At 72.9% G+C, this 26,233-nt stretch carries 23 protein-coding genes and 1 pseudogene; 11 read left to right on the top strand and 13 right to left on the bottom strand.

Translation table 11 applies throughout. The features are described from left to right. Positions 1–79: 79 nt before the first annotated feature. Positions 80–1,339: a sensor histidine kinase gene (locus tag ADK86_RS17070; protein WP_053697343.1), complete on the top strand. Its 1,260-nt coding sequence runs from the start codon at positions 80–82 to the stop codon at positions 1,337–1,339. Next, on the top strand, positions 1,324–1,971 hold the full coding sequence (locus ADK86_RS17065) for a response regulator transcription factor (protein ID WP_003980902.1): 648 nt from the start codon (positions 1,324–1,326) through the stop codon (positions 1,969–1,971). The genes ADK86_RS17070 and ADK86_RS17065 overlap by 16 nt, the downstream gene beginning before the upstream one ends. Here ADK86_RS17065 and ADK86_RS17060 read toward each other — a convergent pair. The 9 genes from ADK86_RS17060 to ADK86_RS17020 form a co-directional block, all read right to left on the bottom strand. Further along, positions 1,958–3,157, bottom strand: a complete 1,200-nt coding sequence (locus tag ADK86_RS17060) for a cytochrome P450 family protein (RefSeq protein WP_053697342.1) — start codon at positions 3,155–3,157, stop codon at positions 1,958–1,960. The two genes, ADK86_RS17065 and ADK86_RS17060, sit on opposite strands and share 14 nt — an antisense overlap. 8 nt (positions 3,158–3,165) lie before the next feature. After that, entirely contained in the window at positions 3,166–4,410 is a 1,245-nt protein-coding gene (locus tag ADK86_RS17055; RefSeq protein ID WP_053697341.1) for an MAB_1171c family putative transporter, read from the bottom strand. Between the two features lie 8 nt (positions 4,411–4,418). After that, entirely contained in the window at positions 4,419–4,943 is a 525-nt protein-coding gene (locus ADK86_RS17050; RefSeq protein WP_063789018.1) for a hypothetical protein, read from the bottom strand. A gap of 194 nt (positions 4,944–5,137) precedes the next feature. Continuing rightward, on the bottom strand, positions 5,138–5,653 hold the full coding sequence (locus ADK86_RS17045; RefSeq protein WP_053697340.1) for a helix-turn-helix domain-containing protein: 516 nt from the start codon (positions 5,651–5,653) through the stop codon (positions 5,138–5,140). Positions 5,654–5,949: 296 nt separating this feature from the next. Continuing rightward, positions 5,950–7,125, bottom strand: a complete 1,176-nt coding sequence (locus tag ADK86_RS17040; RefSeq protein ID WP_030593499.1) for a L,D-transpeptidase family protein — start codon at positions 7,123–7,125, stop codon at positions 5,950–5,952. A gap of 290 nt (positions 7,126–7,415) precedes the next feature. Then, a complete protein-coding gene (locus tag ADK86_RS17035; RefSeq protein ID WP_053697339.1) occupies positions 7,416–9,053 on the bottom strand; it encodes an APC family permease in 1,638 nt (545 codons plus the stop codon). Then, the gene (locus tag ADK86_RS17030; RefSeq protein WP_053697338.1) at positions 9,050–10,519 is read right to left on the bottom strand and encodes an aldehyde dehydrogenase family protein; all 1,470 of its coding nucleotides are present in this window, start codon (positions 10,517–10,519) and stop codon (positions 9,050–9,052) included. The genes ADK86_RS17035 and ADK86_RS17030 overlap by 4 nt, the downstream gene beginning before the upstream one ends. A gap of 213 nt (positions 10,520–10,732) precedes the next feature. Further along, entirely contained in the window at positions 10,733–12,307 is a 1,575-nt protein-coding gene (locus ADK86_RS17025) for an AMP-binding protein (protein ID WP_053697337.1), read from the bottom strand. A gap of 439 nt (positions 12,308–12,746) precedes the next feature. Then, positions 12,747–13,052: a putative quinol monooxygenase gene (locus tag ADK86_RS17020; protein WP_053697336.1), complete on the bottom strand. Its 306-nt coding sequence runs from the start codon at positions 13,050–13,052 to the stop codon at positions 12,747–12,749. A gap of 245 nt (positions 13,053–13,297) precedes the next feature. Between ADK86_RS17020 and ADK86_RS17015 the strand changes: the two genes are divergently transcribed. The 3 genes from ADK86_RS17015 (at position 13,298) to ADK86_RS17005 (ending at position 16,117) form a co-directional block, all read left to right on the top strand. Next, positions 13,298–14,053: a hypothetical protein gene (locus ADK86_RS17015; RefSeq protein WP_053697335.1), complete on the top strand. Its 756-nt coding sequence runs from the start codon at positions 13,298–13,300 to the stop codon at positions 14,051–14,053. 27 nt (positions 14,054–14,080) lie between these two features. Continuing rightward, positions 14,081–15,616 (top strand): protein kinase domain-containing protein, encoded by a 1,536-nt coding sequence (locus tag ADK86_RS17010; protein ID WP_053697334.1) that lies wholly within the window; start codon positions 14,081–14,083, stop codon positions 15,614–15,616. 159 nt (positions 15,617–15,775) lie between these two features. Beyond that, positions 15,776–16,117 carry an SH3 domain-containing protein gene (locus ADK86_RS17005; RefSeq protein ID WP_053697333.1) on the top strand — a complete coding sequence of 114 codons (342 nt, stop codon included), beginning with the start codon at positions 15,776–15,778 and terminating at the stop codon, positions 16,115–16,117. A 162-nt stretch (positions 16,118–16,279) separates the two neighbouring features. On the opposite strand, the gene ADK86_RS17000 is transcribed toward ADK86_RS17005, so the two are convergent. Next, entirely contained in the window at positions 16,280–16,780 is a 501-nt protein-coding gene (locus ADK86_RS17000) for a hypothetical protein (protein ID WP_063789017.1), read from the bottom strand. Positions 16,781–17,110: 330 nt separating this feature from the next. On the opposite strand from ADK86_RS17000, the gene ADK86_RS16995 reads away from it, so the two are divergent. The 6 genes and pseudogenes from ADK86_RS16995 (at position 17,111) to ADK86_RS16970 (ending at position 21,045) form a co-directional block, all read left to right on the top strand. After that, the gene (locus tag ADK86_RS16995; protein WP_234345898.1) at positions 17,111–17,572 is read left to right on the top strand and encodes an SCP2 sterol-binding domain-containing protein; all 462 of its coding nucleotides are present in this window, start codon (positions 17,111–17,113) and stop codon (positions 17,570–17,572) included. Between the two features lie 294 nt (positions 17,573–17,866). Beyond that, positions 17,867–18,382 carry a lytic polysaccharide monooxygenase auxiliary activity family 9 protein gene (locus ADK86_RS16990; protein ID WP_030593473.1) on the top strand — a complete coding sequence of 172 codons (516 nt, stop codon included), beginning with the start codon at positions 17,867–17,869 and terminating at the stop codon, positions 18,380–18,382. Between the two features lie 290 nt (positions 18,383–18,672). Then, a pseudogene (locus ADK86_RS16985) lies at positions 18,673–18,912 on the top strand (multicopper oxidase domain-containing protein); the annotation flags it as partial. Positions 18,913–18,917: 5 nt separating this feature from the next. Further along, a complete protein-coding gene (locus tag ADK86_RS16980) occupies positions 18,918–19,718 on the top strand; it encodes an SDR family NAD(P)-dependent oxidoreductase (RefSeq protein WP_053697354.1) in 801 nt (266 codons plus the stop codon). Positions 19,719–19,730: 12 nt separating this feature from the next. Next, a complete protein-coding gene (locus tag ADK86_RS16975) occupies positions 19,731–20,621 on the top strand; it encodes a LysR family transcriptional regulator (protein ID WP_053697330.1) in 891 nt (296 codons plus the stop codon). Positions 20,622–20,670: 49 nt separating this feature from the next. Continuing rightward, positions 20,671–21,045 (top strand): VOC family protein, encoded by a 375-nt coding sequence (locus tag ADK86_RS16970; protein WP_053697329.1) that lies wholly within the window; start codon positions 20,671–20,673, stop codon positions 21,043–21,045. A 12-nt stretch (positions 21,046–21,057) separates the two neighbouring features. Here the strand turns inward: ADK86_RS16970 and meaB are convergent, their stop codons facing one another. The 3 genes from meaB to ADK86_RS16955 are packed head-to-tail and all read right to left on the bottom strand — an operon-like array spanning position 21,058 to position 26,222. After that, entirely contained in the window at positions 21,058–22,092 is a 1,035-nt protein-coding gene (meaB, locus tag ADK86_RS16965) for a methylmalonyl Co-A mutase-associated GTPase MeaB (protein WP_053697328.1), read from the bottom strand. Between the two features lie 12 nt (positions 22,093–22,104). Next, positions 22,105–24,330: a methylmalonyl-CoA mutase gene (scpA, locus tag ADK86_RS16960; RefSeq protein WP_053697327.1), complete on the bottom strand. Its 2,226-nt coding sequence runs from the start codon at positions 24,328–24,330 to the stop codon at positions 22,105–22,107. After that, positions 24,330–26,222: a methylmalonyl-CoA mutase family protein gene (locus ADK86_RS16955; RefSeq protein ID WP_053697326.1), complete on the bottom strand. Its 1,893-nt coding sequence runs from the start codon at positions 26,220–26,222 to the stop codon at positions 24,330–24,332. The genes scpA and ADK86_RS16955 overlap by 1 nt, the downstream gene beginning before the upstream one ends. Positions 26,223–26,233: the final 11 nt, after the last annotated feature.

Genomic DNA, 26,233 nt, shown 5'->3' with positions numbered 1-26,233 from the left:
CCAGACCCACTTCAGCGCTGGTCGGCCGGGTGCCACAGTGATCGGCGGAACGGGGTTCTCGAATCAGAGGGAAAGAGTCATGCAACAGGTGGTGTCGTGGGTGTCCGACGCCTGCGCGGGGTTCGTACGGGCCTGCGCGGTGACGGCCGTCAGCATGCTGGTGCCGGCGGTGTGGGCCGCGGCCGTGGCGTGGGGGATCCGGTGGGGCGCGGCGAATCCGTGGTCGTGGGTGGGGCCGCTGGTGCTGGTCTGCGTGGGCACGCTCGCCCTGTCCCGCCCGGTCTGCCGGACGGTCCGCCACCTCGTCGCGAAGTGGACGGCCACCACCGTCCCCGCCGGGTACCGGCAGGCCGCGCCGGTGACGCAGCTGTCCACCGGCCACTGGTGGAACGGCCGCTCCTACGAGCGCACCCGCCGCGACGCCCTCCTGGACCAGCGGTGGCGGAACCGGTGGACGGACCCCGCGACCTGGCGTGACCTGCGGTTCACGGGCATCGTGCCGTTCACCGCCGGGGTGGTCGCGGCCGTGCCGCCGGCCGGGGTCGCGGTGGCGGTTCTCGGGCTCGGCCAGCCGGAACTGACCCCCCGCCTCGCCGGCGTGCTCGGCCTGGCCGTGGCGATCGGCTCGGCCCCGTACGCCTGGCGGCCCGTCGAGCCGGTGGCCGTCCGCTTCCTGCGCCCCTCGCCCGCGATGCTGCTGGCGGACCGGGTGGACGAGCTGACCGCCCAGCGCGCGGACACGACCATCGCGCAGGCCGCCGAGATCCGGCGGATCGAACGGGACCTCCACGACGGCGCGCAGGCCCGGCTGGTCGGGCTCGGCCTCTCCCTGGCGACCGCCGAGAAGCTGATGGAGACCGACCCGGAGCAGGCCAGGGCACTGCTGCGGGAAGCGCGGGCCGGCGCCACCGCTTCCCTGACCGAGCTGCGCGAACTGGTCAGGGGCATCAACCCGCCGGTGCTGGGCGAGCGCGGGCTGGCCGACGCCGTCCGCACCTTCGCCCTGGACAGCCCCCTCGAAACGACGGTGGACGCCGATGTGCGGGGGCCTTTCGACCCGCCGATCGAGTCCGCCCTGTACTTCGGCATCGCCGAACTGGCGACCAACGCGGCCAAGCACGCCCACGCCACCCGGGCCCGGATCTCCCTCGTACAGGACGACACCGGCCTGGTCGTGGAGGTCGAGGACGACGGCCGGGGCGGGGCCGAGGTGCGGCCCGGCGGGGGACTGGAGGGGCTGCGCCGCCGCCTCGCGGTCTTCGACGGCACCGTGGAGATCACCAGCCCGGCCGGCGGCCCGACCCGGGTGAGGATGATGGTGCCATGCGCATCCTTGTAGCCGAAGACCTCTACCTCCTGCGCGACGGGATGGTGCGCCTCATCGAGGCGTACGGACACGAGGTGGTGGCGACGGCGGCCACCGGCCCCGAGACGCTCGACGCGCTGCTGAAGTGGCGGCCGGACGTCTCCGTCGTCGATGTCCGGATGCCGCCGGACCAGTCGGACGAGGGCCTGCGCGCGGCGCTCGCCGCCCGCGCCGAGGTGCCCGGCCTGCCGGTCCTGATCCTCTCCCAGCACGTCGAGCAGCTCTACGCCCGCGAACTGCTGGCCGACGGCGCCGGCGGCATCGGCTACTTCCTCAAGGAGAGCGTCTTCGACGGCGACCAGTTCGTCGACGCCCTGGAACGCGTCGCCGGCGGCGGTACGGCCATGGACCCGGCCGTCATCGCCAAACTGCTGGGCGGCGGGGCCGCGACCCGGCGCCTCGGCGGGCTCACCGAACGCGAGCATGCCGTACTCGCGCTGATGGCCGAAGGACTGTCCAATCAGGCCATCGGGCAGCGGCTGTTCCTCAGCGACAGCGCCATCAGCAAATACACCACGTCCATGTTCGGAAAGCTCGGCATCACCGACGACGAGGCGGGCAACCGCCGCGTCCTCGCCGTCCTCACCTACCTCAACAACCCGTGACCTGCGCGGACCAGGTGACCGGGAGGTGCGACAGACCGCGCATCAGGCGGGTGTGACGCCACGGGAGTTCGCCGGGCGGGACGGCCAGGCGCAGGTCGGGGAAGCGGGTGAGCAGGGCCCGGAAGGCGATTCGCGCTTCCAGGCGGGCCAGGGGCGCGCCCAGGCAGTGGTGCGGGCCGTGGCCGAAGGAGAGATGGCCGGCGGAACGGCCGGGAGTGACCGTGTCCGGGTCGGGGAAACGGGCCGGGTCGCGGTTGGCGGCGCCCGGCGAGACCAGGACGACATCGCCCGCCGCGATCTCGGCGCCGCCGAGGGTGAGCGGTTCGGCCGCGTACCGGAACGTGGCCGTGGTGATCGGGGAGTCGTAGCGGAGCAGTTCCTCCACGGCGTCCGGGATGAGCGCCGGGTCCTGCCGTAGGCGGGTACGGAGCGCGTCGTCCTGGAGGAGCGCGAGCGCGCCGTTGCCGATCAGATTGGTGGTCGTCTCGTGCCCGGCGACGACCAGCAGGACGGCCAGCGAGACCAGTTCGAACTCGCTGAGCCGGTCGCCCTCGTCGCGCGCGGCGATCAGCTCGGTGAGCAGATCGGCCCCGGTACCTTCGGCGCGCTTCTTCGCGATCAGCTCCGTCATGTAGTCGCTGATGGCGTGCGAGGCCGCGTCGATGCTGTCCGGGGCGCCGGCCGCGAAGAGGCCGTTGGACCAGCGGCGCAGCGCCGGGCGGTCCTCGCGGGGGACGCCGAGCAGGTCGCCGATGACCTCGATGGGCAGCGGTACGGCGAAGTCCTCGACGAGGTCGGCCGAACCGCCGCCGTCGGCCATCCGGTCCAGCAGGCCGTCGGCGATCTCCGCCACCCGCGGCTCCAGGCGGGCCACCGCCGCCGGCGTGAACGCCTTGACGGCCAGTCGGCGCAGCCGGGTGTGGTCCGGCGGGTCGGTGGCCAGCATGGTGGCGCTGACGGCGGGGGCCAGGTTGCGCTTGGACGGCTTGTCGGCGAAATAACGGGTGGTGTCCTTGGAGAGCCTGGGCTCCGCCAGTGCCGTACGGGCCTCCGCCCAGCCGGTGACCAGCCAGGTCGCGCCGTGCGGCCCGGACCGTACCTGCTGGACGGGCCCGCGCTCGCGCAGCGCGGCGAGCAGCGGGTACGGGTCGCGGAAGAACTCCGGTGACTCCATGGGGTGGCTCACGTGTGACCTCAGATTCCTGCGGCGGGCCGGGACTCCGGCGCCGGCGCGGGGCCCGCGCCGGACGCCGCGAAGGCGTGCGAGACCCGGCGCAGCCAGCGGGCCTCGTCGATCAGGTTGGTCAGCTCGGGGCGGGTCAGCGAGGCGTCCTCGACGCTGACCGCGTGTTCGGGCGTACGTCCGCCGCGCCGCGACTCCAGCGCCGCCGCCAGCACCGCCGCCTCGACCCCGGCGTCCAGCTCCCGCGCGTCCGCCCCCTCGGCGCGCAGCCGTTCCTCGGCGGCGCGGCGCACCTCGTCGCTGCGGTGCGGGCGCAGCGCCAGCATGCCGTCGCGTATCTCGATCACCCGGCGGTAGAGGCGGAACTCGGCGTCGGGCGCCGCGTACAGCCGGTCGGTGGCGGTGAGCTGGACCTCCGGCACCGCGGCCGACAGCGCGGCCCACAGTGGGCGCAGGCCGCGGTGCAGGTGCCACAGGTGAACGCGCCGCACGGGCCAGGCCAGCGCCGGGCCGATCGCGGGCAGCAGTACGCCGATGACGAGCAGCAGGCTGCAGATCGCGGGCAGGCCGACGCTGAATGTGCAGGTTGCGGGCGTCACCAGCGAGGTGCACAGCTGCTCGGGCGGCAGCCAGCCGGCGTCGGTCCACAGCCCGACCACGTGGACGATCTTGTAGCCGATGTAGACCATGCCCAGCGCGCAGCCGAAGGCGATGACGCGCAGCCCGTACCGCAGGCTGGTGCGCGGCGCGTGCCGGGAGTAGCGCAGGGACTGGCGCAGCAGGTCGACGATCGCGGCGCCGAGGTGCGCGGTGAACACCAGCACATAGATGTTCAGCAGCGGCTCGGTGCGCGGCAGTTCGCCGAAGGTGGGCGCGCCCGGGGCGTCGTCCACCGGCGAGCAGAAGAAGAGGACGGCCATCGCGGCCAGGACGACGCCCAGCGTGACGAGCCGGTGGCGCGCCTTGCGGTCCGCGTCGGGCGGCTCCTCGTTGAAGCGCAGCAGCAGGATCGAGATGCAGGTGGCGGCGGCCAGCGTGCTGCAGTTGCCCAGCAGCCGGCCGAGCTTCGGCTGGACGACGCTGAGCGCGTCGCCGACCGCGGGCGTCAGGAACACCAGAGAGGCGCCCAGTCCGGTCAGGAAACCGCACAGGGCGCCCAGGCCGCGCGGCCGCGGCCGGCGCAGCAGCGGCCGTGCCTTGTAGGCGGCCGCGAGCAGCAGGACGGCCGCTATGGACAGGAAGAGAACGTTGACCATCTTCAGTTCTACCGTCGCTTCGGGGAGCCGAAGACGTCGTCCATGCGGCTGAGGACCTCGGCCTGCTGGGACGTCGCCGGTCGGCGGGCGGGGGTGCGGTCGGCGCGGCGCAGGATCAGCGAGGCGATCATCTCGGCTTCCTGCTCGTCCTGGTCGCTGTAGTGGCTGCGGCCCAGAACGGATTCCACCGAACCGGGGTCGAGGTCGGGCACCAGGGTCTGCGCGACCTCTCCGGAGAGCAGGTTGGAGTGGCCGCTGAGCATATGGCCGACCTCGTGCAGCACGATGTGGTCGCGGTGCAGCGCGGTGGTGGCCGCATCGTAGAAGACGTAGTCGGCCCGGCCGGTGGCGATCCACAGGCCGCAGGGCCCGGCGGGCGGGGTGACCTGGGGTTCCAGATGGATCGGGCGGCCGCGCTGTTCGGCGAGCCGGTCCAGGAAGGCACCCAGCTCGAAGGGGCGCGGAATGTGCAGTCCCCGCAGCCGCTCCGCACAGCCGTCCCGCACACGGTCCGGTCGCCGGGTGAACTTCATGGCGTGCTCTCCTTCGGCCTCGGCCATGAAAGGTACACGTGCCAGTCTCATGCAGTGCGGGATGGCCCCTCCCCGGCGGGGTCGTGTGCGGGCCCGCGGGCTGCCGCGGCCCCGGCCGCCCGGTTCCCCGGCCCGGCGGCGGGCGGGGGAGCGGCCGGTATCGGCGCGGGGCGTAAGTCGGTCGGCGTCATGGATCAGCGGGCGGTACGCCAGGTTTCTCCCGGATTGCCGGCCGGATCGGCGCCCTGGACGCCCGTCGCACCGCCGACGTCCGGCAGCCCTTCCAGCTTCCGCACCCGGTCGATCATCTCCAGTACGGCCGTACGGGACTCGGCGGACATGTCCATGAAGCGCGCGGCCATCGCGATGACGCCCGCGTCCTGCATCGCCTCCAGCAGCTCCGGCGGCTGGTCGGGCCGGTCGGCGGACCCGCCGCCGGGACCCGTGTCCCGCTGGTCGTGGAAGTGCGCGGCCGGCACGCCGAAGTACTCCGCCAGCGCCTCGATGTGGCGCTTGGTCGGGTTGTCCCGCTTGCCCTTGCGCAGCTGCCAGATGTAGTTGCCGGAGATCACCTGCTCGCCCGCCCTGATGTTGATCTCGGTGGCGACGTCGTTGGCGGACAGCGATTTGCCCCGCTCACGACTTCGTTCCTGGAACAGCCGGTCCAGCTTTTCGGCCAGGCTGACCGGCCCGCGGTCCTCGTCCCCCATCGCGCCGCGCTCCCTTCAAGGCCAAACGTGAGACTTCCACTGTAGTGGTCCGGTCGCCGGGACGGATCGGCACTCCCACCCCCGTGGGCTGGCACGCTCCGCCCGTAGCCTCTATTCTTCACACCTGAGTCAAAGACTCTGGTGTGAAGCGGGGCGGACAGTTCGGACCGGCACGGGGGTGTGGTCCGAACACGTCCGCAACCACGGGTGGGGCCCGCCCCGCCTCCGGGGGAGCCCCACCACACGCTCGCACAGTCAGGCGCCGAAGCGCCCGCGCGGCACCGCCGCCGTAACGGTTACTTCACGGCGCTGCGCTGCTGCCACTGCTCCCAGCTCTCCTGCCAGACCTCCAGGCCGTTGCCGACATCGGTCTTCTTCGTGCTGGAGGTGTTCTTCACCTCGACGGTGGAGCCGATCGTCAGGAAGTCGTAGGCCCGCTTGGCGTCCGAGGTCGTCATGCCGAAGCAGCCGTGGCTGTTGTTGACCACGCCGATCGACTTGTTCCAGGGCGCCGAGTGCAGGAAGGTGCCGGACGCGGTGAGGTGGGTCACCCACTTCGAGTCGAGCATCCACTCGTTGCCGTGGCCGATGGTGGAGGAGTCCATCGTCTCGGCGGCGTTCTTGCTGCGTACGGTGTGCACGCCGCCGCGCGTCGGGTCCTGCGGCGAGCCCGCGGAGCCCCGGATCGTGCCGACGGCCTTGCCGTTCTCGTACAGGGTCATGCTGTGCGACGGGACGTCGATGACGGCCTTGTGGTCCGGGCCGATGGTGAACCCGAAGTCGTAGTCGCGCGCGAACCAGCCGCCGGACTTGCCGGAATTCACGCCGCCCAGGCCGCCCTTGACCGACACCTTGGTGCCGGACGGCCAGTAGGTCTTCGGCCGCCAGTCGATGCGGTCCTTGCCGGACCAATCCTTGACCCAGCCCCAGGCGCCCTCCACCTGCGGCTGCGTGGTGACCTTGAGCGACTTCTGGATCTCGGCGCGCTGGTCCTTGTCGACCGGGTTGTCGAACAGGATCGAGATCGGCATGCCGGTGCCGACGGTCTGCCCGTTGGACGGCGTGTTGGTGAGCTTGTTGACCTTGTCGGCCTTCTCGGTGGTGAAGCTCGCGTCGGAGGCCGACTCCTTGCCGTCGCCGGACTTCGTCTTGGTGTGCACGGTGTACGTGGTCCCCGGCTTGACCTTGCCGGCCGAGGTCCAGGACGTACCGTCGCCGGACAGCTTGCCCTCGACCTTCTCCCCCTTCTCGTCCTTGGCCTCGACGGCGGTCAGGCTGCCGCCGGAGACCTTCACGGATATCGGCGAGCCGAGCTTGGCCGACTTGCTGCCCGCCGCCGGGGTCACGGTCACCTTCGCCGCCGGCTTGTCCGCCGCCTGCGAGCCGCCCTCCGCTCCGCACGCGGTCAGCAGCGCGGCCCCCGCCAGGGCGGCGGACAGCAGGACTGTGCGACGGGCTGATCTGACGTGCACGTGGGGTTCCCTCCAAAGCAACACAACTGGCTGTGGCGGGCACCACCCCGGACCCCGGCGCGGTCACGGACCGCCGGGCCGGTTGTCGGCAACCGCCGACCATCCAGACGGCTGGACCGGCATGATCGGTTGCCTGGAGAAACGGATATTTGTGTCACAGATTGGTACAGGTGTGCGCCGGGCTGGCGGAATGTGAAATTCCGTTTAGCTGCCGGGGTACGACGAGGTCCGCGGGCTCCCTGGGGAGCCCGCGGACCGGGGTGCTGTGGGGCGCGGAGGGCGCGGCCGGATCAGGGTGCCGCGGCGGCGCCCTGCCCTTCAGGCCCGTCCGGCTCCTCCGCCGGGGTCTCCGCCGCGTGGCCCGCCAGGACGCAGGTGCGTTTGCGCTGGATGAACCAGTAGTACGTGAAGCCGCCGACAGCGACGATGCCCACGAACAGGAAGGCGCCCCAGCGCAGGTACCAGTGCTGGGGGCCGTTCGCGTTGTAGACCTCGGCGCGCGGCCAGGCGAGGTTGGTGGCCATCGCGGTGCCCCACAGGACGGCGAGGATGTTGACCGGCAGGCCGAAGCGGCCCAGCGAGAACTTGCCCTCGGCCGGTTCCCACTGGCCGCGCAGCCGCCGTACCAGCATCGGCACGGTGACCATCAGATAGGCCACGTAGATCATGATGATGGCGATGCTGGTGATCACCGAGAAGATCTGCGGCTGGTTGATGTTGACCAGCAGGATGCAGACCGCGATGCACCCGATGATCACCGCGGGCGCCACCGGCGTCTGGAAGCGCGGGCTGACCCGGGCGAGCAGCGAGGCGGCCGGCAGGTTGGTGTCCCGGGCCATGGCGAACGCCAGCCGGATGCCGGCGGTGTGCACGGCCAGCGCGCACACCGTGATCGCGATGACCACGCACCACAGCATGATGTCGCCGATGGTCGTGCCGAGCGCGCTCAGCACGACGTACTGGAGGCCGTCCACGGCCAGCCGCTTGTCGTGCAGGTCGGGCGTGGCCAGCAGCGCGAACAGCAGGATCAGGCCGCCGATGAGGAACGAGGCGAACAGGGCCCGCAGGATGGCGCGCGGCGCGTTGCGGCCGGGGTCCTTGGACTCCTCGCCGAGCGAGGACGCCGTGTCGAAGCCGTACATGACGTACGCGGAGGCGAGGGAGGCGGTGAGGAACGCGCCGAGGTAGCCCAGCGACTCCTCCCGGCCCAGCCCGTACGTCTCGGTGACCGCGCCGGGGCCCCGGGTGATGTGCGCGGCCAGCAGCACGATCAGCGCGAGGGCCGCGATCAGCTCGATGGCCACCCCGGCCGAGTTGATCTGCGCCATCAGCTTGACCCCGAAGGCGTTGACCAGGGTGGTGAAGACCACGAGCACGGCGCCGAGCAGCACCGCGTTGGCGGCCTGGTCGGTGCGGCCGCTGCCGTCGCCGACGAACTGGAAGAACGAGGAGATCTGCGGCAGTGTGACCTGGTAGGCGAGCGCCACCGCGGCCAGCGAGACCATGGTCGCGGTCATCATCATCCAGCCGCCGAGCCAGCCCACGTGCGGGCCGCCGAGCTTCTTGGACCAGTTGTAGACCGAGCCGGCCACCGGGTAGCGGGCGGCCATCTCGCAGAAGCACAGGGCCACCATCAGCTGGCCGCAGAAGACCATCGGCCAGGACCACCAGTAGGCGGGCCCGCCGTGGTTGACACCGAAGTAGAAGAGCTGGAAGGTGCCGGTGAGGATCGAGATGTAGCTGATGCCGGCCGCGAACGTGTGGAAGTTGCCGAGGGTGCGCTTGAGTTCGGGCTTGTAGCCGAGCTCCGCGAGCGAATCGTCGTCGCTGGAGGTATCGGTCTCCTCCCCAGCGGGCGCGGTGTCCGCGCCGTCGCCCTGCCCGCCGCCGTCCGCCGTCCCGCCCGCCGCGGGCCCGGCGCCGCTCACTCGAACCACCGCTGCGGCCGGGGCGCGGTGTTGCGCCAGATGTGCTTGGCCTCCTGGTACTCCGCCAGCCCGGCCGGGCCCAGCTCCCGTCCGACGCCGGACTGCTTCATGCCGCCCCACTCGGCCTGCGGTACGTACGGGTGGAAGTCGTTGATCCACACGGTGCCGGCCCGCAGCCGGGCGGCCACCCGGTGCGAACGTTCCACGCTCTGCGTCCAGACGCCCGCGGCCAGCCCGTAGACGGTGTCGTTGGCGAGCGCCACCGCCTCCTCCTCGGTGCGGAACCGCTCCACGGTCAGCACCGGGCCGAACGATTCGTCACGGATCACGGACATCCCGGGGGAGCACTCGTCCAGCACGGTCGGCAGATAGAAGAAGCCGTTCCGCAGGCGCGGGTCGTCCGGGCGCTCGCCGCCGCAGCGCAGCACCGCACCCTCGGCCAGCCCCGCCGCCACGTACTTCTCCACCTTGTCGCGGTGCTCGGCGGAGATCAGCGGCCCGCTGCGCGCGTCCTCGTCGAAGGGTCCGCCCAGCCGGATCGCGCGCGCCCGGCGCACGATCTCGTCCACGAAGTCGTCGTGCAGTTCGTCGTCGACCAGCAGCCGCGCGCCCGCCGAGCAGACCTGCCCGGAGTGCAGGAACACCGCCATCAGCGCGTAGTCCACGGCGGTGTCGAAGTCGGTGTCGGCGAAGACCAGGTTGGGGTTCTTGCCGCCCAGCTCCAGCGCGATCTTCTTCACGGTGGGCGCGGCGGCGGCCATGATGCGCCGCCCGGTGACCAGCCCGCCCGTGAAGGACACCAGATCCACCCGCTCGTCGGTGGTCAGCGGCGCGCCGACCGCGCCGCCGGCGCCGAGCACCAGGTTGGCCACCCCGTCCGGCAGCCCCGCCTCGGCCAGCGTCCGCATCAGCAGGATCGCGGTGTGCGGGGTCAGTTCGCTGGGCTTGAGGACGAATGTGTCGCCCGCGCCGACGGCCGGGGCCACCTTCCAGGCGGTCTGCAGCAGCGGGTAGTTCCACGGGGTGATCAGCGAGCAGACGCCGACCGGCTCGTACACCACCCGGCTGTCGACCTCGGGCTGCCCGGTGTCCACCACCCGCCCGTCGTTGCCGGACGCCACGAGATCGCCGAAGTAGCGGAAGCAGTTCGCGATGTCGTCCATGTCGTACTGGCTCTCCACGAACCGCTTGCCGGTGTCCAGCGACTCGGCCCGCGCGTACGTGTCCTTGTCGCGCTCCAGCAGGTCGGCGACGCGCAGCAGCAGCCGCCCGCGCTCCGCGGCCGGGGTGCGCGGCCACGGCCCGTCGTCGAACGCCGCGCGGGCCGCGGTGACGGCGGCGGCCGCGTCCGCGGCGCCCGCCTCGTCGACGGTGGCGACCGGTGTGCCGTCCGCCGGGCAGCGGATCTCGCGCACCTCCCCGTCGGCCGCGGCGGTCCACTGACCCCCGATGAACAGCTCCGGCATGGGCGAGCCTCCGTGCCTGTGCTCGTGGACGGGCGGCCCGGCCGGACAGCCCTTGGTGACGGTGACCGTACCGAGCGTAGGCGGGGCGGGGCGGGCCCGCATGGCGCGCTGCTCCGGGTGGCGGTCCCGCTCGTCCGGGCAGGCCCGCCACGTACGACGGACCGGCCCGCGCCTCGGTGAGGCGGCGGGCCGGTCCGGGCGTGCTCCGTGGCGTCAGACGGCCGTACGGGTCGCCTGCGCGCGCAGCTGCTTCTTGTCCGGCTTGCCGGCGTCCGTCAGCGGCAGCTGCTCGACGAATTCGATGTGGGCCGGCTCGTACATCGCGCCGCGCGCCTCGCGCACCATCGCGCGCAGCTGGTCCGCGTCGACGTCCGCGCCGTCGGCGAGCACCACGGTCGCGTACACCTGCTCCATCCGGTCCTCGTCCCGCACACCGAAGACGGCGCTCTGCAGGACGCCGGGGTGCGAGTTGAGCAGGTCCTCCAGCTCGGTGGTGTACACATGGCCGCCCACCACGACGATCATGTCCTTGATCCGGTCGACGATGGTCAGGTAGTCGTCGGCGTCCAGGAAGCCGATGTCGCCGGTGTGCAGCCAGCCGTCGCGCAGCACCTCGGCGGTCAGCCCGGGCTGCTTCCAGTAGCCCTGCATGATGCTCGCCGAACGGATGCAGATCTCGCCGTGCTCACCGCGCGGCAGGTCGCGGCCGTTCTCGTCGCGCACCGCGACCTCGACGTTGGGCAGGACGCGGCCGGCCGAGCGCAGCCGCTCCAGGTTGTCCGGGTCGTGGTCCTCGGCGGGCAGCACGCTGATGCCGCCGGCCTCGTTCTGCCCGTAGAACTGCACCAGCACCGGGCCGAAGCGGCGGATGGCGTCGGCGATGCGGGCGGGCGAGGACTGGCAGCCGCCGTAGGTCAGGCAGCGCAGGCTGGAGGTGTCGGTGGTGGCGGCGTCCGGGTGGTCGGTGAGCCGGTAGAGCAGCGGCGGCAGCAGGAACAGGTGGGTGATCTTCTCCCGCTCGATCGTCGCCAGCACCTCGGCCGGGTCGAAGTCCTCCAGGAGCACCACGAGCCCGTGCTCGCGCAGCGTGACGTCGGCCATCATGCCGGCCGCGTGCGCCAGCGTGGTGCACACCAGCAGCCGGTTGCCCTCCTGGTCGGCGGGGCGCTCCCACAGCACCTTGGCGTCGCCCGCGTCCTCGTCGTTGTCGGCGACGAAGGTGCGGACCTGCCCGTAGGTGGTGCAGATGCCCTTGGGGTGGCCGGTGGTGCCGCCGGTGTGGCGGATGGTGCAGATGTCCTCGGGCCGGGCGCCGCTCGGCACCGGCTCGTCGCTCTCGGCGGAGGCCAGTTCCAGCAGGTCGGTGCCGGTCTTCGCGGGGCCCAGGGTCAGTACGGTCGGCACCGGGGCCAGCGCGGTCAGCTCGGCGGCGCGCTCGTCGAACCGGGGGTCGACGATCAGCGCGGCGGTCTCCACGTCCTTGACGATGGTGGCCTGCACGTCGGCCGAGAGCTTGTTGTAGAGGTGGTTGACCCGGCAGCCGATGAGGTTGGCGGCGTAGCGGGCGGCGACGGTCTCGGGCAGGTTGCCGCTGAGCAGTGTGACGGTCCGGCCGCGGTCGATGCCCTGCTTCCGCATCGCGCGGGCCATGCGGTGGACGAGGGCGCGGAACTCACCCGCGGTGACGCGTCGCCCTTGGTGCACCAGCGCCACGCGCCCGGGGTCGGCCCCCAGCGCGTCGAGGTTCTCCTCCACGTAGGTGCGGAAGTCGTGCGCGGTGTCGGGCATAGGTGATTCCTCCTAGATCCCGGGGCATGACGGGTCGTTAGTTGCCCCGGACAACCATTTCCATGCTAACGGCCGTCGATCAAGGGTTCCAAGTTGGCGCGAACGTGCGTTGGCGGGCCTTTTACCGAGGCGGGGATATCTGGCCAACAATGGCGGGACGCCGCGGGCGTTCGCGCGTGCGGCGGCCTCGCGCGCCCGCAATTCGGGTACGGGAAGCGGCAGGTCAGGCTGCTGCTGGGCGGCCCTCGGCGGCTCGCGAGAATGGCCGGTTAACGGGGGGCGGGGCCGCCGGGAAGGTATACGCGCGGCCGCGGCCGCGTATTGCGGACCGCCGGCCGCGCGCGGAAATTGCGCATCGTCCGAAATGACAGGTTTTCAATGGCGAGGAATTGACGGAGTGTTTGCCTGTCTTTTGCCGATGCCATCTCGCCGGATGTGCTCAAAGCGTGGATTTGCCCGGGTCGCCCATCGGCACCGCGTCCAGCACGGCCACATCCATCGGTGCCGCGAGCAGCCCGCTGACCCCGTTCGCGATCTCCGCGAGCGCCGCGCCCCGGGAGTGGGCGTCCAGCGCTGCCTGGTCCGCCCAGTTCTCCACGACCACCACCCGGTCCTCGCCCGCGTGCACCGCGTACAGCAGGCAGCCCTCCTCCTGATGGACGGCCGGCGCGTGCGAACGGAAGACGTCGAGAGCCGTCTCCAGCTCGCCGGGCTTCGTCCTGATCGTGGCGACGACGATGGGCATACGGACAACCTCCTGGGCGAACGGACTGTCGACCGAACCTATCCCACCAGCGGGACAGGGAGCTGACCTGCGGCGAAGCATCCGGCATGGCGTCAGGTCCGGTCCGGACCGCCGGGTGTGGGCAGCCCCCGCCCGCACCGCCCGGGATCGGCCGGAACCACCGCCCTCCAGGAGCCGGATGCCGGGGCGGCGCGTGGTACGGGTGGACGTGCCGGTGCGGGAACGGCGGAAACGGGGGAAGAGCCATGGACACCGTGATCGTGCAACTGCCCGAAGGGGAGGGCGAAGGGCGTGGTGGGCCGCGGTTGCTGCGGCTGGGACCGGGGGACACCGCGGATTTCGGGCGCGGCGCGCCGGGCGCGCCGGTGGCCGTCCCCCTGTCCGACCCGGGCGTCTCACGGCTGGCGGGGCAGCTCACCGCCGCGGAGGACTACTGGCGGCTGTCCAATTTCAGCCGCGCGGTGACCTGCGTCGTGGAGAACATGGAGGGCGCCGGGGAGCACATCAAGGTCGCGCCGGGGCGGCTCGGGGCTCCGGTGCCGTTCGAGTTCTCCCGGGTGCTGCTGCCCGCGACGCGGGGCGAGGCGTCCTTCAAGGTGTTCGCGCCGGAACACGCGTACCTGGACGGCGCACCGTACGACGGGGTGGGCGAGCCGACGATGAGCCCCTTCGCGCTCGACCCGACCTCGAAGTACTTCCTCGTGCTCCTCGCCCTGTGCGAGCCGCGCCTGCGCGATGCCTCCAGCGGCGCGGTGCCGGGCGTCGGCGACGTGCTGGAGCGGCTGCGCCCGCTGGAGGCGTGCCGCGGGCTGACCCGCTCCGCAGTCAACTACCACATCGACTACCTGACCTCGGTGAAGCTGCGGCTGCGCGCCGGCGGCCCGGCGGAGCCGGACGCCCGCGGCGGCGGCAAGCGCGACGAACTCGTCACCTTCGCGCTGCGCTTCGATCTGATCCGCGAGGAGCACCTCGCCCTGCTGGCCCCCGGAGGCCGGCGGTGAGGCGCCGGGCGGTCTGAGGGGCGCGCGATGGACGGAGCGAGTGCCACCCCGCCGCCCGGCATCCGGCCCGGCTACCGGATCGGCGACTGGCGGCTGGGCGGGCCCATCGGGGCGGGCAGCTGGGGCAGCGTGTACGCCGCCGAGCACACCGCCGACGGCCGCCAGGCCGCCGTCAAGATCCTGCGCACCGACCTGCTCGCGCCGGGCCAGCGCGCCTGGATGGACGAACTGGTCCGCCGGGAGGTCCGCTTCAGCCTGGAGGCCGACCATCCGCACCTCGTACGGACCCACGCGGCACTCACCATCGACGACCCGGACCACCCCGGACTGGACGGGCTCACCGCCCTCGTCATGGACCGGGCCGAGCGCAGCCTGCGGGACCTGCTCGCCGACGCGGCCGGGGTCCCGTTGCGGGACGGGCCGCGGCTCCTGCGGGAGGTCGCCGACGGGCTGGCCCACCTCCACGGGCGCGGCTGGGTGCACGGGGACCTGAAACCGGCCAACATCCTTCTCGCGCCGGACGGCACGGCATGGCTCGCCGACTTCGGCCTCGCCGCCGAACTGGAGGGCAGCCACGCGTACGTACCGCCGCTCGGCTCGCTCGACCACGTACCGCCCGAGTGGTGGTCGCAGCGCACCGGGCAGCGCGGCGCGACGGTGCGCCCCACGGCCGACATCTGGGCGTACGGCGTGCTGGCCCACCAGGTGCTCACCGGCGGCCGGCACCCCTTCCCCGGCCGTACGGCACGGGCCCGCGCCCTCGCCGCGCAGACGTACGCGCACGGCGGCGCGCCGCTCCGGCTGGACGGGCAACTGCCGCCGGGGTGGCGGGAATTGATCGGTGACTGCCTGCTGCCCGACCACGCGTCGCGAGCCCGGCACACCGCAGCGGAGCTGCCCCGGCGCGTACGGCGGTTGTGCGACGCGCCCGGCGTACGGCGCCGTGCCGCACGCCGTCCGGCGCTGCCGGCCGCCGGTGCCGCGCTGCTCCTCGCCCTGGCCGGGAGCGCCGGTGTGCTGCTCACCTCCGACAGCAGGTCGGGCCCGGCAGCCGCCGGCGCGTCATCGCCCGCCTCGGCCTCCGCCTCGCCGTCCGCCGGGGGCATCGCCGGGGCGCTGCCGGAGGACTCCGACGTACCGCGCGCCCTGCGCCCGTACATCACCCGGGCCGCCGAGCGCTGCGCGGAGCAGGAGGTGACGCCCGCTCTGATCGCCGCCATGCTCAAGACGGAGAGCGGCTTCGACCCGCACGCGCGGCGCAAGGACGAGTACGGCATCGCGATGTGGACCCCGCGCGTCTTCCACGCCTGGGCCGTGGACGGCGACCACGACGGCCGCAAGGACTACTGGTCGCCGCCCGACGCCATCGCCTCCATGGGCTCCTACCTGTGCTGGCTCGCCCAGCAGTTCAAGGCGGGCGGGCTGCGCGACGGCCTGCCCGAGCTGGTCGCGGCGGGCTACCGCACCAGCAGCCGGGTCGTCCTGGACACCGGCGGCGTGCCGGCCCGCACCCGCGACTACGTGGACAGGGTGGCCCGCCAGCTCGCCCGGTACTCCCGTTGACACCCCTGTGACCTGCGGTGTTGTTCCGGTCCTGACAGACGTCAGGTACCGCTGCGGCCCATCGCGGCGCACGGTGGATCTCGTAAGGCAGGGAGCTGCACGGCAACGGCAGCGCCCACCGCACACCACGGGGAAAGCAGCACGGGAAGGACACGCACCATGCGCAGGACCGCAGTCACCAGGACCATCGCCAAGCTGGCCGTCGCGACCGCAGCGGCCGGCAGCCTCCTCGCCACCACCGGCGCCGCCCACGCCGCCGCGCAGCCGGAGCGCTCCGCCGCGCCGTCGCACGCCGCGCAGAAGGCCGCCGCCCAGGTGTGCACCGTCAACGACAACGGGGTCAACTTCCGCGGCGGGCCCGGCGAGAACTTCCCGGTCCTCGGGAAGGTCAACGCCGGCCAGAAGCTGAACGCGCGCGGGCAGCAGGGCAACTGGATCATGGGGGACCTGTGGGGCGGCCGCACCGGGGTCTGGATCCACGTCGCCTACCTGAACTGCTGACACCGTCCGACGGGGGACGACGGCCGAACGGGGGAAACCGGCCGGACGGGGGACGCCGCGCCGGGTCCGCGCTGCACAAGCGCGGCCCGGCGCGGCTGCCGTGCGCGTACGGGCAGGCGGGGACGGCCGTGCGCGTACGGGCAGGCGGGGGCGGCCGTGCGGCTACTTCCCGGTGTCCGGCTGGATGTCCGTGATCCGCAGAGTATTGAGGTCGCAGGTGACGAGCAGATGGGTGTGGCGCGGGTGCTCGGCGCTGCCGAAGGTGAGGCGGACGCGGGTCCAGGCGCGGCCCATGGCGCTGTCGTTGTACGTGACGCGCCAGGCCCGCGGGGCGTCCTGGGCGCGCAGCACGCCGTCCGCGTGCTCGCGCCGCTCCCAGTTCGCCAGGTGCGCCCGCAGCTCGGGGGTCAGATAGTGGACGCGCAGCGCTTCCGCCAGCGTGCCGCGGCCCTGGTCGTGCACGACGTCGAGATAGCTGCCGTAGAAGTCGGCGACCCGGTCGACGGCCGATTCCGTACTGCCGCTGCGGGCGGGGACCTCGGCCTGGTCGCCGGCCGGCGCGGGGGCGGGCGCGGCGGCGCCGGCTCCGGCGGGCGCGGTGACGGCGAGGGCCGACAGGGCGGCGGCCAGCGTGACGCGGCGGACGCTCCGGTTTCCGGACATGGCGGTGCTCCTTGTTCCCGGTGCCCCACCTCCCGCCGGCGCGCCGTGCGGAGGCCGCGGCCGCTGGTCCGGTGCGCTGCGGGGGGAGGGGAGGCGCGTACGTCGGAACGGCCGCCTCCGCGCGGTGCACAGGCCAACGGGTAACCGGTACGTGCGCCGCCAACCCCTTGCGGGCCGCCCGCCGCGCGGGAACGGCGCGAAGCGGTGCCCCGGCGGCCGGATGTGGCGGGTGGGGAAGCCGGGACGCGCCGGAGGGCGGCCCCGGGCGGCGGTCCGGTATGCCGGGCGTGCACCATGCTGGAAGTGGATTTCCGTCATGAGGAGAGTGCCGTGGCCCGAGACGTCAGGTCGCTGCTGGCCGAGCTGGACTTCGCGAGCGTCACGCCGCAGGAGTTCGCGCGGATCGTGAAGGGGCTGTCGGCCCGGGAGATCACCGACCTCGCGCGCGGTGAGCTGCGGGACCGGGTGCTCGGTGAGATCTTCGGGCGGATGGAGCGGCAGTTCCGGCCCGAGGAGGCGGGGGAGCTGCGCGCGGTGATCCGCTGGCGGATCACCGGCGAGCGGGAGGCGGTCTACGAGACCACGCTCGCGGACGGGGTCTGCACGGTCCGCGAAGGCACGGGCGCGGCCGAGCCCCGGCTGACGCTGCGGATGGGCGACGCGGAGTTCCTGCGGCTGGTGTCGGGCAACGGCAGTCCGGTGACGATGGTGCTCACCCGCAAGATCAAGGTGTCCGGCGATCTGGGGCTGGCGGCCAACATGAACCGGTATTTCGACATTCCCAAGGTCTGAACGGGGTAGTTCCTTCTGGGGCTCAAGTGACGCCCGGGGTATAAGAAGTTGAAGTCCGACCTCTTGACCGGGGCCTGCCGATCGGTAAAGTCTAGACCAATTGGCGCACGGGAATCCGGTCCTCCCCACCCAGTCGGCACCGCACCACCGGGGCGGCAGCGGTCCCCGCGCGTCGTGCACCACACCTTCGCGTCACCCACCCCCACCAGCGAGGTCCACCCGAACCGGACGTACGGCGCGACAGCGCCGGCAGACGTCTGTCCCGGGCCGGGCCTCCACCGTGAAGGAGTCGACATGCACCAGAAGAGAAAGATCGCCACCGCCGTCGGCGCCGCGCTGGCCCCGCTGCTCGTCGTGACCCTGCCGGCCGGCTCGGCCAGCGCGCACGGCTATGTGAACGCCCCGGCCAGCCGCCAGGCCCAGTGTGCGGCGGGCACCGTCTCCTGCGGAGACATCAAGTGGGAGCCGCAGAGCGTCGAGGGCCCCAAGGGCCTCAAGAGCTGCAGCGGCGGCAACGCCCGGTTCCGGGAGCTCGACGACGACAGCAAGGGCTGGAAGGCCACCTCGGTGGGCGGCTCCCAGAACTTCACCTGGCGGCTGACGGCCCAGCACCGCACCAGCACCTGGCAGTACTTCATCGGCGGCCGCAAGATCGCCGAAATCAACGACCACGGGGCCAAGCCGCCGGCCACGGTCACCCACAACGTGAACTTCCAGGGCATCAAGGGCAAGCAGAAGGTGCTCGCCGTCTGGAACGTCGCGGACACCGCCAACGCCTTCTACGCCTGCATCGACGTCAACATCCGCTGATGCCGGAACGGGGCGGCGGCACCCGCACCCGCCGCCCCGTGCGCGCCAACCACCGTGCCGCCGGTACGAGCTCGCGTCGGACGCCCCGCGCACCTGGAGGCCGATGCGGCCGGACGCGTACCGGCGGCCGTCGAGCGAGTACTCGGTCGCGGCGACACCGGAACCGGCGCCGGTGGCGGTGACCGTCACGGTGGCGCGCCCGGTGTGGTCGCCGTCCGAGTTGCGCTGCCCCTCGGTGGTCGCGGAGGTGCGCGGCGGGGGCGTGTCGGTGTCCGGTGGGGCGACGACCCATCGACAACAAGATCACCGGCCCCGCCGGCTCCTTCGGTTTCCAGTTCGTCGCGGGCGAGGGCGCGGATGCCGGAGCCTGGAGGTACCACTGCCAGGTCCAGAGCCACTCCGACATGGGCTTGGCGGGGCTCCTCCTCATCGCCAAGCCCGACGGCACCGTACCCGGGCACGACGGACACGGAGGCCACGGCGCAGACCACGGCCACGGCGGAGCGTTCCCGCGGCCTCCTGCACAATGATCGGCATGACACAGACGACGGGTACGCAACAACCGGGTACGGACGGCGGGCGGTTGCTGGACGGCAAGGTTCTGCTGATCACCGGGGCGGGGCGGGGCATCGGCGCCGCCGCGGCGCGGCTGTTCGCGCGGGAGGGCGCCGCGGTCGTGCTGACCGCGCGGACCGAACCGGAACTGGCCGCCGTCACCGAGGAGATACGCGCGGCGGGCGGCAGCGCCGAGCACGTCGTCGCCGACCTCGCGGACGCGGACGCCGTACAGCGGGTGGTGGACACGGCCGTCGAGCGCCACGGCCGCCTGGACGGCGCGTTCAACAACGCGGGCATGGGCATCGCGCACGCCCCGCTGGCCGAGATCCCCGTGGCGGAGTTCGACCGGATCACCGCCGTCAACCACCGGGGCGTCTGGCTGGCGATGGCCGCCGAGATACGGGCGATCCTCGCCACCGCCGGCACCGGCGCGATCGTCAACAACAGCAGCGTCGGCAGCCTCAAGCCGTCCGCCGGGATGAGCCTGTACGGCGCCTCCAAGCGGGCCGTGAACAGCCTCACCCAGACCGCCGCCGTCGAGTACGGCCCGCAGGGCATCCGCGTCAACGCCGTCGCCCCCGGAACCACCATGACCGCCATGATCGAGGACTGGGCCGCCCGCGAACCCGGCCTCCTCGACCGGCTCACCTCCCGCACCCCGCTGCGCCGCGCGGCCGCCCCCGAAGAGGTGGCGCAGGCCGCCGCGTGGCTGCTCAGCGACCGGGCCTCGTACGTGACGGGCGCGGTCCTGCCCGTCGACGGCGGCCTCACCGTCTGAGCGGGGGCCGGCGTGGACCTGACGGCCCTGCGGACGTTCCGGATGGTGGCCCGGCACGAGCACATCAGCCGGGCGGCGGCCGAACTGCGGGTCGCACAGCCCGCGGTGAGCCGGACGGTCGCCCGGCTGGAGGCGGAGCTGGGCGTGCCGCTCTTCGACCGGCAGGGGCGGTCGATCCGCCTCAACCGGTACGGCGCCGCCTTCCTGCGCCGCGTCGAGCGCGCGCTCGGCGAGCTGGACGACGCGCGGCGCGAACTGGCGGACGCCGCGGGCCTGGACCAGGGGCGGGTCGTGGTCGCCGCCGAGACGCTGCTGACGCTCACCTCGCTGCTGTCCGCCTTCCGGGCCGCGCACCCCGGAGTCGAGATCCGGCTCCATCAGTCGACGGCGGAGGTGATGGCCCGTCAGCTCCGGGACCGCGAGGTGGACCTGTGCATCGCCTCGCAGCCCCTGAGCGGCGCCGGGCTGCGGTCGGTGGTGCTCAGGGAGGAGGACGTGCTGCTGGCCGTGCCGGTCGGCCACCGGCTGGCCGGGCGCGAGCGCGTCGGCCTGGACGAGGTCGCGGACGAGCCGTTCGTCACCACCCGCCGCGGGCACTGGCAGCGTGAACTGCTGGACCGGCTGTTCGCGGCGGCGGGCCGCAGCCCCGTCATCACCTGCGAGGGCGACGAGCCGGCCGCGACCCAGTTCATGATCGGCGCCGGGCTCGGCATCGGGCTCATCCCGGAGATCGCCCGCAACGAGTCGGCCGAGGCGCCGGTCCGCTGGCTGCGCCTGGACGTACCGGGCTGCCGCCGCACGCTGTGTCTGGTGCGGCGCGCGGACACCTATGCCTCGGTGGCGGAGCGGAGGTTCGAGGCGGCGGCGGTCGCGCATTTCGGGGGCCGGGCATTGACGGAGTGAGTACTCACTCCGTACGGTGGTGCGCCTCAGCAACCCCAGGGGAGGGCCCGTGCCCGTCACGCTCAACCACACCATCGTGCCCGCCGCCGACCACCGCGCGGCGGCCCGGTTCTTCGCCTCGGTCATGGGGCTGGAGGAACTGTTGCCGGCCGGCCGCGACGGGCACTTCGCGCCGGTCCGCGTCAACGATCAGCTGACCCTCGACTTCATGGCGGTGCCGGAACCGGAGGGCCACCACCTCGCGTTCGACGTGGACCCGGCCACCTTCGACGCGATCCTCGCCCGTATACGGGAAGCCGGAATTCCCTACGGCAGCGAACCCGCCCACCCGGACAACGGCAGCACCGACCACCCGCTGTGCCCGCGCGGCCTCTTCTTCAAGGACGACGCCGGGAACCTGTACGAGGTGATGTCCCCGGCGTGAGGAACCGGCGTCCTACAGCTCGCCGCCGCCCGGCATCCCGAACGCGTCCAGGATGCGTTCCGCCGCGAGCGTCGCCGTCAGCGTGCCCGCCCGTACCTCCCGTTCCACCTCCGGAGCCACGTCCCGCACCCCGGGGTGGTCCCGGAGCCGGTTCAGCAGCTGCTCGCGGACCATCGACCACGTCCAGTCGACCTGCTGCTCGCGCCGCTTGTCCGCCAGCGCCCCGGTGGACTCCAGCAGTTTGCGGTGCTGCTCGACGCGGTCCCACACCGTGTCCAGACCGGTGCCCTCGCGGGCGCTGCACGTCAGGACCGGCGGGGTCCAGGCCGCGTCCGGCGGCTGGAGCAGGCGCAGCGCGCCGGACAGCTCCCGGGCCGCCGACTTCGCGTCCCGCTCGTGCGGCCCGTCCGCCTTGTTGACCGACACCAGGTCGGCCAGCTCCAGCACGCCCTTCTTGATGCCCTGGAGCTGGTCGCCGGTCCGGGCGAGGGTGAGCAGCAGGAACGTGTCGACCATGTTGGCGACGGCCGTCTCCGACTGGCCGACGCCCACCGTCTCGACGAGCACCACGTCGTAACCCGCGGCCTCCATCACGACGATGGACTCCCGCGTCGCCCGCGCCACCCCGCCGAGCGTGCCCGAGGTGGGGGAGGGCCGTACGAACGCCGCCGGGTCCGCGGCGAGCCGCGCCATCCGCGTCTTGTCGCCCAGGATGGAGCCGCCGGTACGGCTGGACGACGGGTCGACGGCGAGCACGGCGACCCGGTGCCCGGCCTCCGTCAGCTGGGAGCCCAGCGCGTCGATGAACGTCGACTTGCCGACCCCGGGCACTCCGCTGATGCCCACCCGCCGGGCCGTGCCGGCGTACGGCAGCAGTTCGACCAGCAGCCGCTGCGCCAGCGCCCGGTGGTCGGCCCGGGTGGACTCCACGAGCGTGATGGCGCGCGCGATCCAGGCCCGGGAGCCCTCGCGCACGCCCGCCGCGTACTGGTCGATGTCGATCGTCGGTCGCTTGCGGGCCGCTCGGGGCCGGGGTGTCTCAGGCATCGGCGCAGTGGCTCACAGGTCGTGGCCCAGGACCCCGGCGAGGTCCTTGACCAGGTCGTACGCGGCATCGGGGATCACCGTACCGGGCGGGAAGACGGCCGCGGCGCCCGCCTCGTGCAGCGCGGGGATGTCGCCCGGCGGGATCACCCCGCCCACCACGATCATGATGTCCTCCCGGTCCTGCGCCGCCAGCTCCTCGCGCAGCGCGGGCACCAGCGTCAGATGTCCGGCGGCCAGCGAGGAGACGCCGACGATGTGCACGTCCGCCTCCACCGCCTGCCGGGCGACCTCCGCCGGCGTCTGGAACAGCGGGCCGACGTCCACGTCGAAGCCCAGGTCGGCGAAGGCCGTCGCGATCACCTTCTGGCCGCGGTCGTGGCCGTCCTGGCCCATCTTGGCGACCAGGATGCGCGGCCGGCGCCCCTCGGCCCGTTCGAACTCGGCCACCAGGTCCCGGGTCCGGTCCACGCCGGAGGACGGGCCCGCTTCGTCTCGGTACACACCGGAGATCGTACGGATCTGCCCGGAGTGGCGCCCGTAGACCTTCTCCAGTGCGTCGGAGATCTCACCGACCGTCGCCATCGCGCGGGCCGCGTTCACGGCCAGTGCCAGCAGGTTGCCCTCCAGGCCCTGGCCCGGGCCGGCCTCGGCGGCGGCGGTCAGCGCGCGCAGCGCGTCCTGGCAGGCCGTCTCGTCGCGCTCCTCGCGCAGCCGCCGCAGCTTGTCGATCTGCTGCGCGCGCACGGCGGAGTTGTCGACCTTCAGCACGTCGATCTGCTCGTCGGTGTCCACCCGGTACTTGTTGACGCCGATCAGCGCCTGCCGCCCCGAGTCGATCCGCGCCTGCGTACGGGCCGCGGCCTCCTCCACGCGCAGCTTCGGAATGCCCGCGTCGATGGCCTTGGCCATGCCGCCGGCCGCCTCGACCTCCTCGATGTGCTGCCAGGCCCGGCGCGCCAGGTCGTGGGTCAGCTTCTCGACGTACGCGCTGCCGCCCCAGGGGTCGATGACCCGGCAGGTGCCCGACTCCTGCTGGAGGAAGAGCTGCGTGTTGCGGGCGATACGGGCGGAGAAGTCGGTGGGCAGCGCCAGGGCCTCGTCCAGCGCGTTGGTGTGCAGCGACTGGGTGTGGCCCTGCGTCGCGGCCATCGCCTCCACACACGTGCGCGTGACGTTGTTGAACACGTCCTGTGCGGTCAGCGACCAGCCGGAGGTCTGCGAATGGGTGCGCAGGGAAAGGGACTTGGGGTTCTTCGGGTCGAAGCGCCGGACCAGCTTGGCCCACAGCAGCCGGGCGGCCCGCAGCTTGGCGATCTCCATGAAGAAGTTCATGCCGATCGCCCAGAAGAAGGAGAGCCGCGGCGCGAAGGAGTCCACGTCCATCCCCGCGTCGATGCCCGCCTTCAGGTACTCCACGCCGTCCGCGAGGGTGTACGCCAGTTCCAGGTCGGCCGTCGCGCCCGCTTCCTGGATGTGGTAGCCGGAGATGGAGATGGAGTTGTAGCGCGGCATCTTCTGCGAGGTGTACGCGAAGATGTCGGAGATGATCCGCATCGAGGGGCGCGGCGGATAGATGTAGGTGTTGCGGACCATGAACTCCTTGAGGATGTCGTTCTGGATGGTCCCGGCCAGCTTCTCGGGCGGTACGCCCTGCTCCTCGGCGGCCACGATGTACAGGGCGAGGACGGGCAGCACCGCGCCGTTCATCGTCATCGACACGGTCATCCTGTCCAGCGGGATGCCGGAGAAGAGCTGCCGCATGTCGTAGATCGAGTCGATGGCCACGCCCGCCATGCCGACGTCGCCGGTCACCCGCGGGTGGTCGCTGTCGTAGCCGCGGTGGGTCGGCAGGTCGAAGGCGACGGACAGGCCCTTCTGACCGGCCGCCAGGTTGCGCCGGTAGAAGGCGTTGGACTCCTCGGCGGTGGAGAAGCCCGCGTACTGCCGGATGGTCCAGGGCTGGTTGACGTACATGGTCGGGTACGGGCCGCGCAGATACGGCGTGATGCCCGGGTACGTACGCAGGAAGTCCAGCCCGGCCAGGTCCTCGCCGGTGTACAGCGGCTTGACCTCGATGCCCTCGGGCGTCTCCCACACCAGGTCGTCGACGCCCTTGCCGGTGGCCTCCTGGACGGCGGCCGTCCACTGCGCCGCGTCGCCCTCCGGAGCCTGCGGCTCGCCCAGCTCGACCGTGCTGAAGTCCGGGATGGCGCCCGCCTGCCCTGTCGCGTGCTCCATCACGCCACCTCCATGACATCCAGGGCCGAGGTCAGCACCTCGACCGCGTCGCAGCCCGCGAAGACGAACGCGTCCACTCCGGCTCGTACATATGCTTCCCGCTGCTCGCCCGGTTTCCCGGCCAGCAGCACCTGACGTGCGCCCGCGGCCTTGAGCGCCGCGGCGACCCCGGCGGCCTGCTCGGCGTACAGCGCGTCGCTCGAACACAGGCAGGCGATGCCCGCGCCACTGGCCCGGAACGCCTCCGCCGCCGACTCCGCGTCCACCGACACCGGATCGTGCACCGGCTCGATGCCGCCCGCCTGGAGGAGGTTGGAGGCGAAGGTGGCACGCGCGGTGTGCACGGCGGCCGGGCCGAGCGCCGCGAGGAACGCCTTCGGGCGGCTGCCGGTGGCCGCCAGGTGTGCGTCCGAGCGGGCGCGCAGCGCCTCGTACGCCTCGTCCCGGCGCACCCGCGGCAGCCCGCCGCCGGCCGGTACGGGCGCGGGCTCGCGCTCCACCGGCGCCTCGGCCAGGAACGGGAACTCGCTGACGCCGGTGACCGGTTCACGGCGGTGCGCCAGGGCCTCGGACCGCTTGCGCCAGGTCGCGGCCAGCCGCTCGCCGACCATCCCGGAGCCGAGCGCCGCGGCCTGCCCGCCCGCGGCCTCGATCTCCTGGAACCAGCCCCACGCGGCGCGGGCCAGCTCGTCGGTCAGCCGCTCCACGTACCAGGAGCCGCCCGCCGGGTCGATCACCTTCGACAGGTGCGACTCCTCCAGCAGGATCGACTGGGTGTTGCGGGCGATACGGCGGGCGAACGCGTCCGGCAGCCCGAGCGCCGCGTCGAACGGCAGGACGGTGACGGCGTCGGCGCCGCCCAGGCCCGCCGAGAGGCCCGCCACGGTGGTGCGCAGCATGTTCACCCACGGGTCCCGACGGGTCATCATGACCGTGGACGTCACCGCGTGCTGACGCTGCGCGCGAGCCGCGGGGGAGGCGCCGCACACCTCGGCGACCCGCGACCACAGCCGCCGGGCGGCCCGCAGCTTGGCGATCGTCAGGAACTGGTCGGCGGTGGCCGCGTACCGGAACTCCAGCTGCGCGCAGGCGGCGTCCACGCCGAGGCCCGCCGCGGTCAGCTCCCGCAGGTAGGCCACGCCGGTGGCCAGCGAGCAGCCCAGCTCCTCGGCGGTCGAGCCGCCCGCCTCGTGGTACGGCAGCGCGTCCACGGCCAGCGCGCGCGTGCGGGGCGCCTCGTCGGCGCACCGCCGGGCCAGCCCGGCCGCCGCCTCCAGGCGCCCGGCCAGGTCGTCCGCGCGGCCGATACGGGCCAGCACGCCCAGCGGGTCGGCGCCCAGAGTGCCCGCGGTCTCCGAGAGGGCCACGCCCTTGTCGTCGCAGAGACGGAACCACGCGTCGGCCGCCCCGGCGAAGTCCGCGCCCGCGTCCAGGGCGACGGCCGCGAGGTCCAGGTAGACCCCGTCCAGCGCGGTGGCCAGCTCCGCCACCGGCACGCCGCCGTCGCCGACGGCCAGCCACAGCGACGTGACGCCGTTCTCCAGGTCGGCGAGGACCGCCTCGTTGGCGCGCCGCGGATCGGTGTCCGCGTGCCGCTGCCGTACGTCCCAGCCCGCGACGGTGCTGCCGGTGGCGCGGCCGGCCCGTACGAACGGCGGGAAGCCGGGGCGGCCGGTGGCGTCGGCGGCTTCGGGCGCGTCCTCGGCGGTGTACAGCGGACGGATCTGGATGCCGTCCTCAAGGGCGGTGGCCAGCGCGTCTTCGGCGGCGGTGCCGGTCGCCTCCGCGGCGCCCGACTTGCGCAGGACGCCTTCGACCAGGCGCTGCCACTGCTCGCGGTCCGCGTCCGGGAACGCGGCGGCCAGAGGAAGTTCGGGGGACTGGGCGGTCATGGCAGCAGGCT

The sequence above is a fragment of the Streptomyces sp. NRRL F-5755 genome, from assembly GCF_001279365.1.
Classification (GTDB): domain Bacteria; phylum Actinomycetota; class Actinomycetes; order Streptomycetales; family Streptomycetaceae; genus Streptomyces; species Streptomyces rimosus.
The sequence above is the reverse complement of the archived record's forward strand: the minus strand, read 5'-3'. Positions and strand labels throughout refer to the sequence as shown.

What these genes read in the sequence shown, in the direction of transcription:
- ADK86_RS17025 (WP_053697337.1), bottom strand. Translation starts at nt 12,307, where the DNA reads ATGCCCGACACCGCGCACGACTTCCGCACCTACGTGGAGGAGAACCTC.
- ADK86_RS17030 (WP_053697338.1), bottom strand. Translation starts at nt 10,519, where the DNA reads ATGCCGGAGCTGTTCATCGGGGGTCAGTGGACCGCCGCGGCCGACGGG.
- ADK86_RS17010 (WP_053697334.1), top strand. Translation starts at nt 14,081, where the DNA reads ATGGACGGAGCGAGTGCCACCCCGCCGCCCGGCATCCGGCCCGGCTAC.
- ADK86_RS16955 (WP_053697326.1), bottom strand. Translation starts at nt 26,222, where the DNA reads ATGACCGCCCAGTCCCCCGAACTTCCTCTGGCCGCCGCGTTCCCGGAC.
- ADK86_RS17055 (WP_053697341.1), bottom strand. Translation starts at nt 4,410, where the DNA reads ATGGTCAACGTTCTCTTCCTGTCCATAGCGGCCGTCCTGCTGCTCGCG.
- ADK86_RS17045 (WP_053697340.1), bottom strand. Translation starts at nt 5,653, where the DNA reads ATGGGGGACGAGGACCGCGGGCCGGTCAGCCTGGCCGAAAAGCTGGAC.
- scpA (WP_053697327.1), bottom strand. Translation starts at nt 24,330, where the DNA reads ATGGAGCACGCGACAGGGCAGGCGGGCGCCATCCCGGACTTCAGCACG.
- ADK86_RS17070 (WP_053697343.1), top strand. Translation starts at nt 80, where the DNA reads ATGCAACAGGTGGTGTCGTGGGTGTCCGACGCCTGCGCGGGGTTCGTA.
- ADK86_RS16980 (WP_053697354.1), top strand. Translation starts at nt 18,918, where the DNA reads ATGACACAGACGACGGGTACGCAACAACCGGGTACGGACGGCGGGCGG.
- ADK86_RS17015 (WP_053697335.1), top strand. Translation starts at nt 13,298, where the DNA reads ATGGACACCGTGATCGTGCAACTGCCCGAAGGGGAGGGCGAAGGGCGT.
- ADK86_RS17005 (WP_053697333.1), top strand. Translation starts at nt 15,776, where the DNA reads ATGCGCAGGACCGCAGTCACCAGGACCATCGCCAAGCTGGCCGTCGCG.
- ADK86_RS16990 (WP_030593473.1), top strand. Translation starts at nt 17,867, where the DNA reads ATGCACCAGAAGAGAAAGATCGCCACCGCCGTCGGCGCCGCGCTGGCC.
- ADK86_RS17065 (WP_003980902.1), top strand. Translation starts at nt 1,324, where the DNA reads ATGCGCATCCTTGTAGCCGAAGACCTCTACCTCCTGCGCGACGGGATG.
- meaB (WP_053697328.1), bottom strand. Translation starts at nt 22,092, where the DNA reads ATGCCTGAGACACCCCGGCCCCGAGCGGCCCGCAAGCGACCGACGATC.
- ADK86_RS17020 (WP_053697336.1), bottom strand. Translation starts at nt 13,052, where the DNA reads ATGCCCATCGTCGTCGCCACGATCAGGACGAAGCCCGGCGAGCTGGAG.
- ADK86_RS17050 (WP_063789018.1), bottom strand. Translation starts at nt 4,943, where the DNA reads ATGAAGTTCACCCGGCGACCGGACCGTGTGCGGGACGGCTGTGCGGAG.
- ADK86_RS17000 (WP_063789017.1), bottom strand. Translation starts at nt 16,780, where the DNA reads ATGTCCGGAAACCGGAGCGTCCGCCGCGTCACGCTGGCCGCCGCCCTG.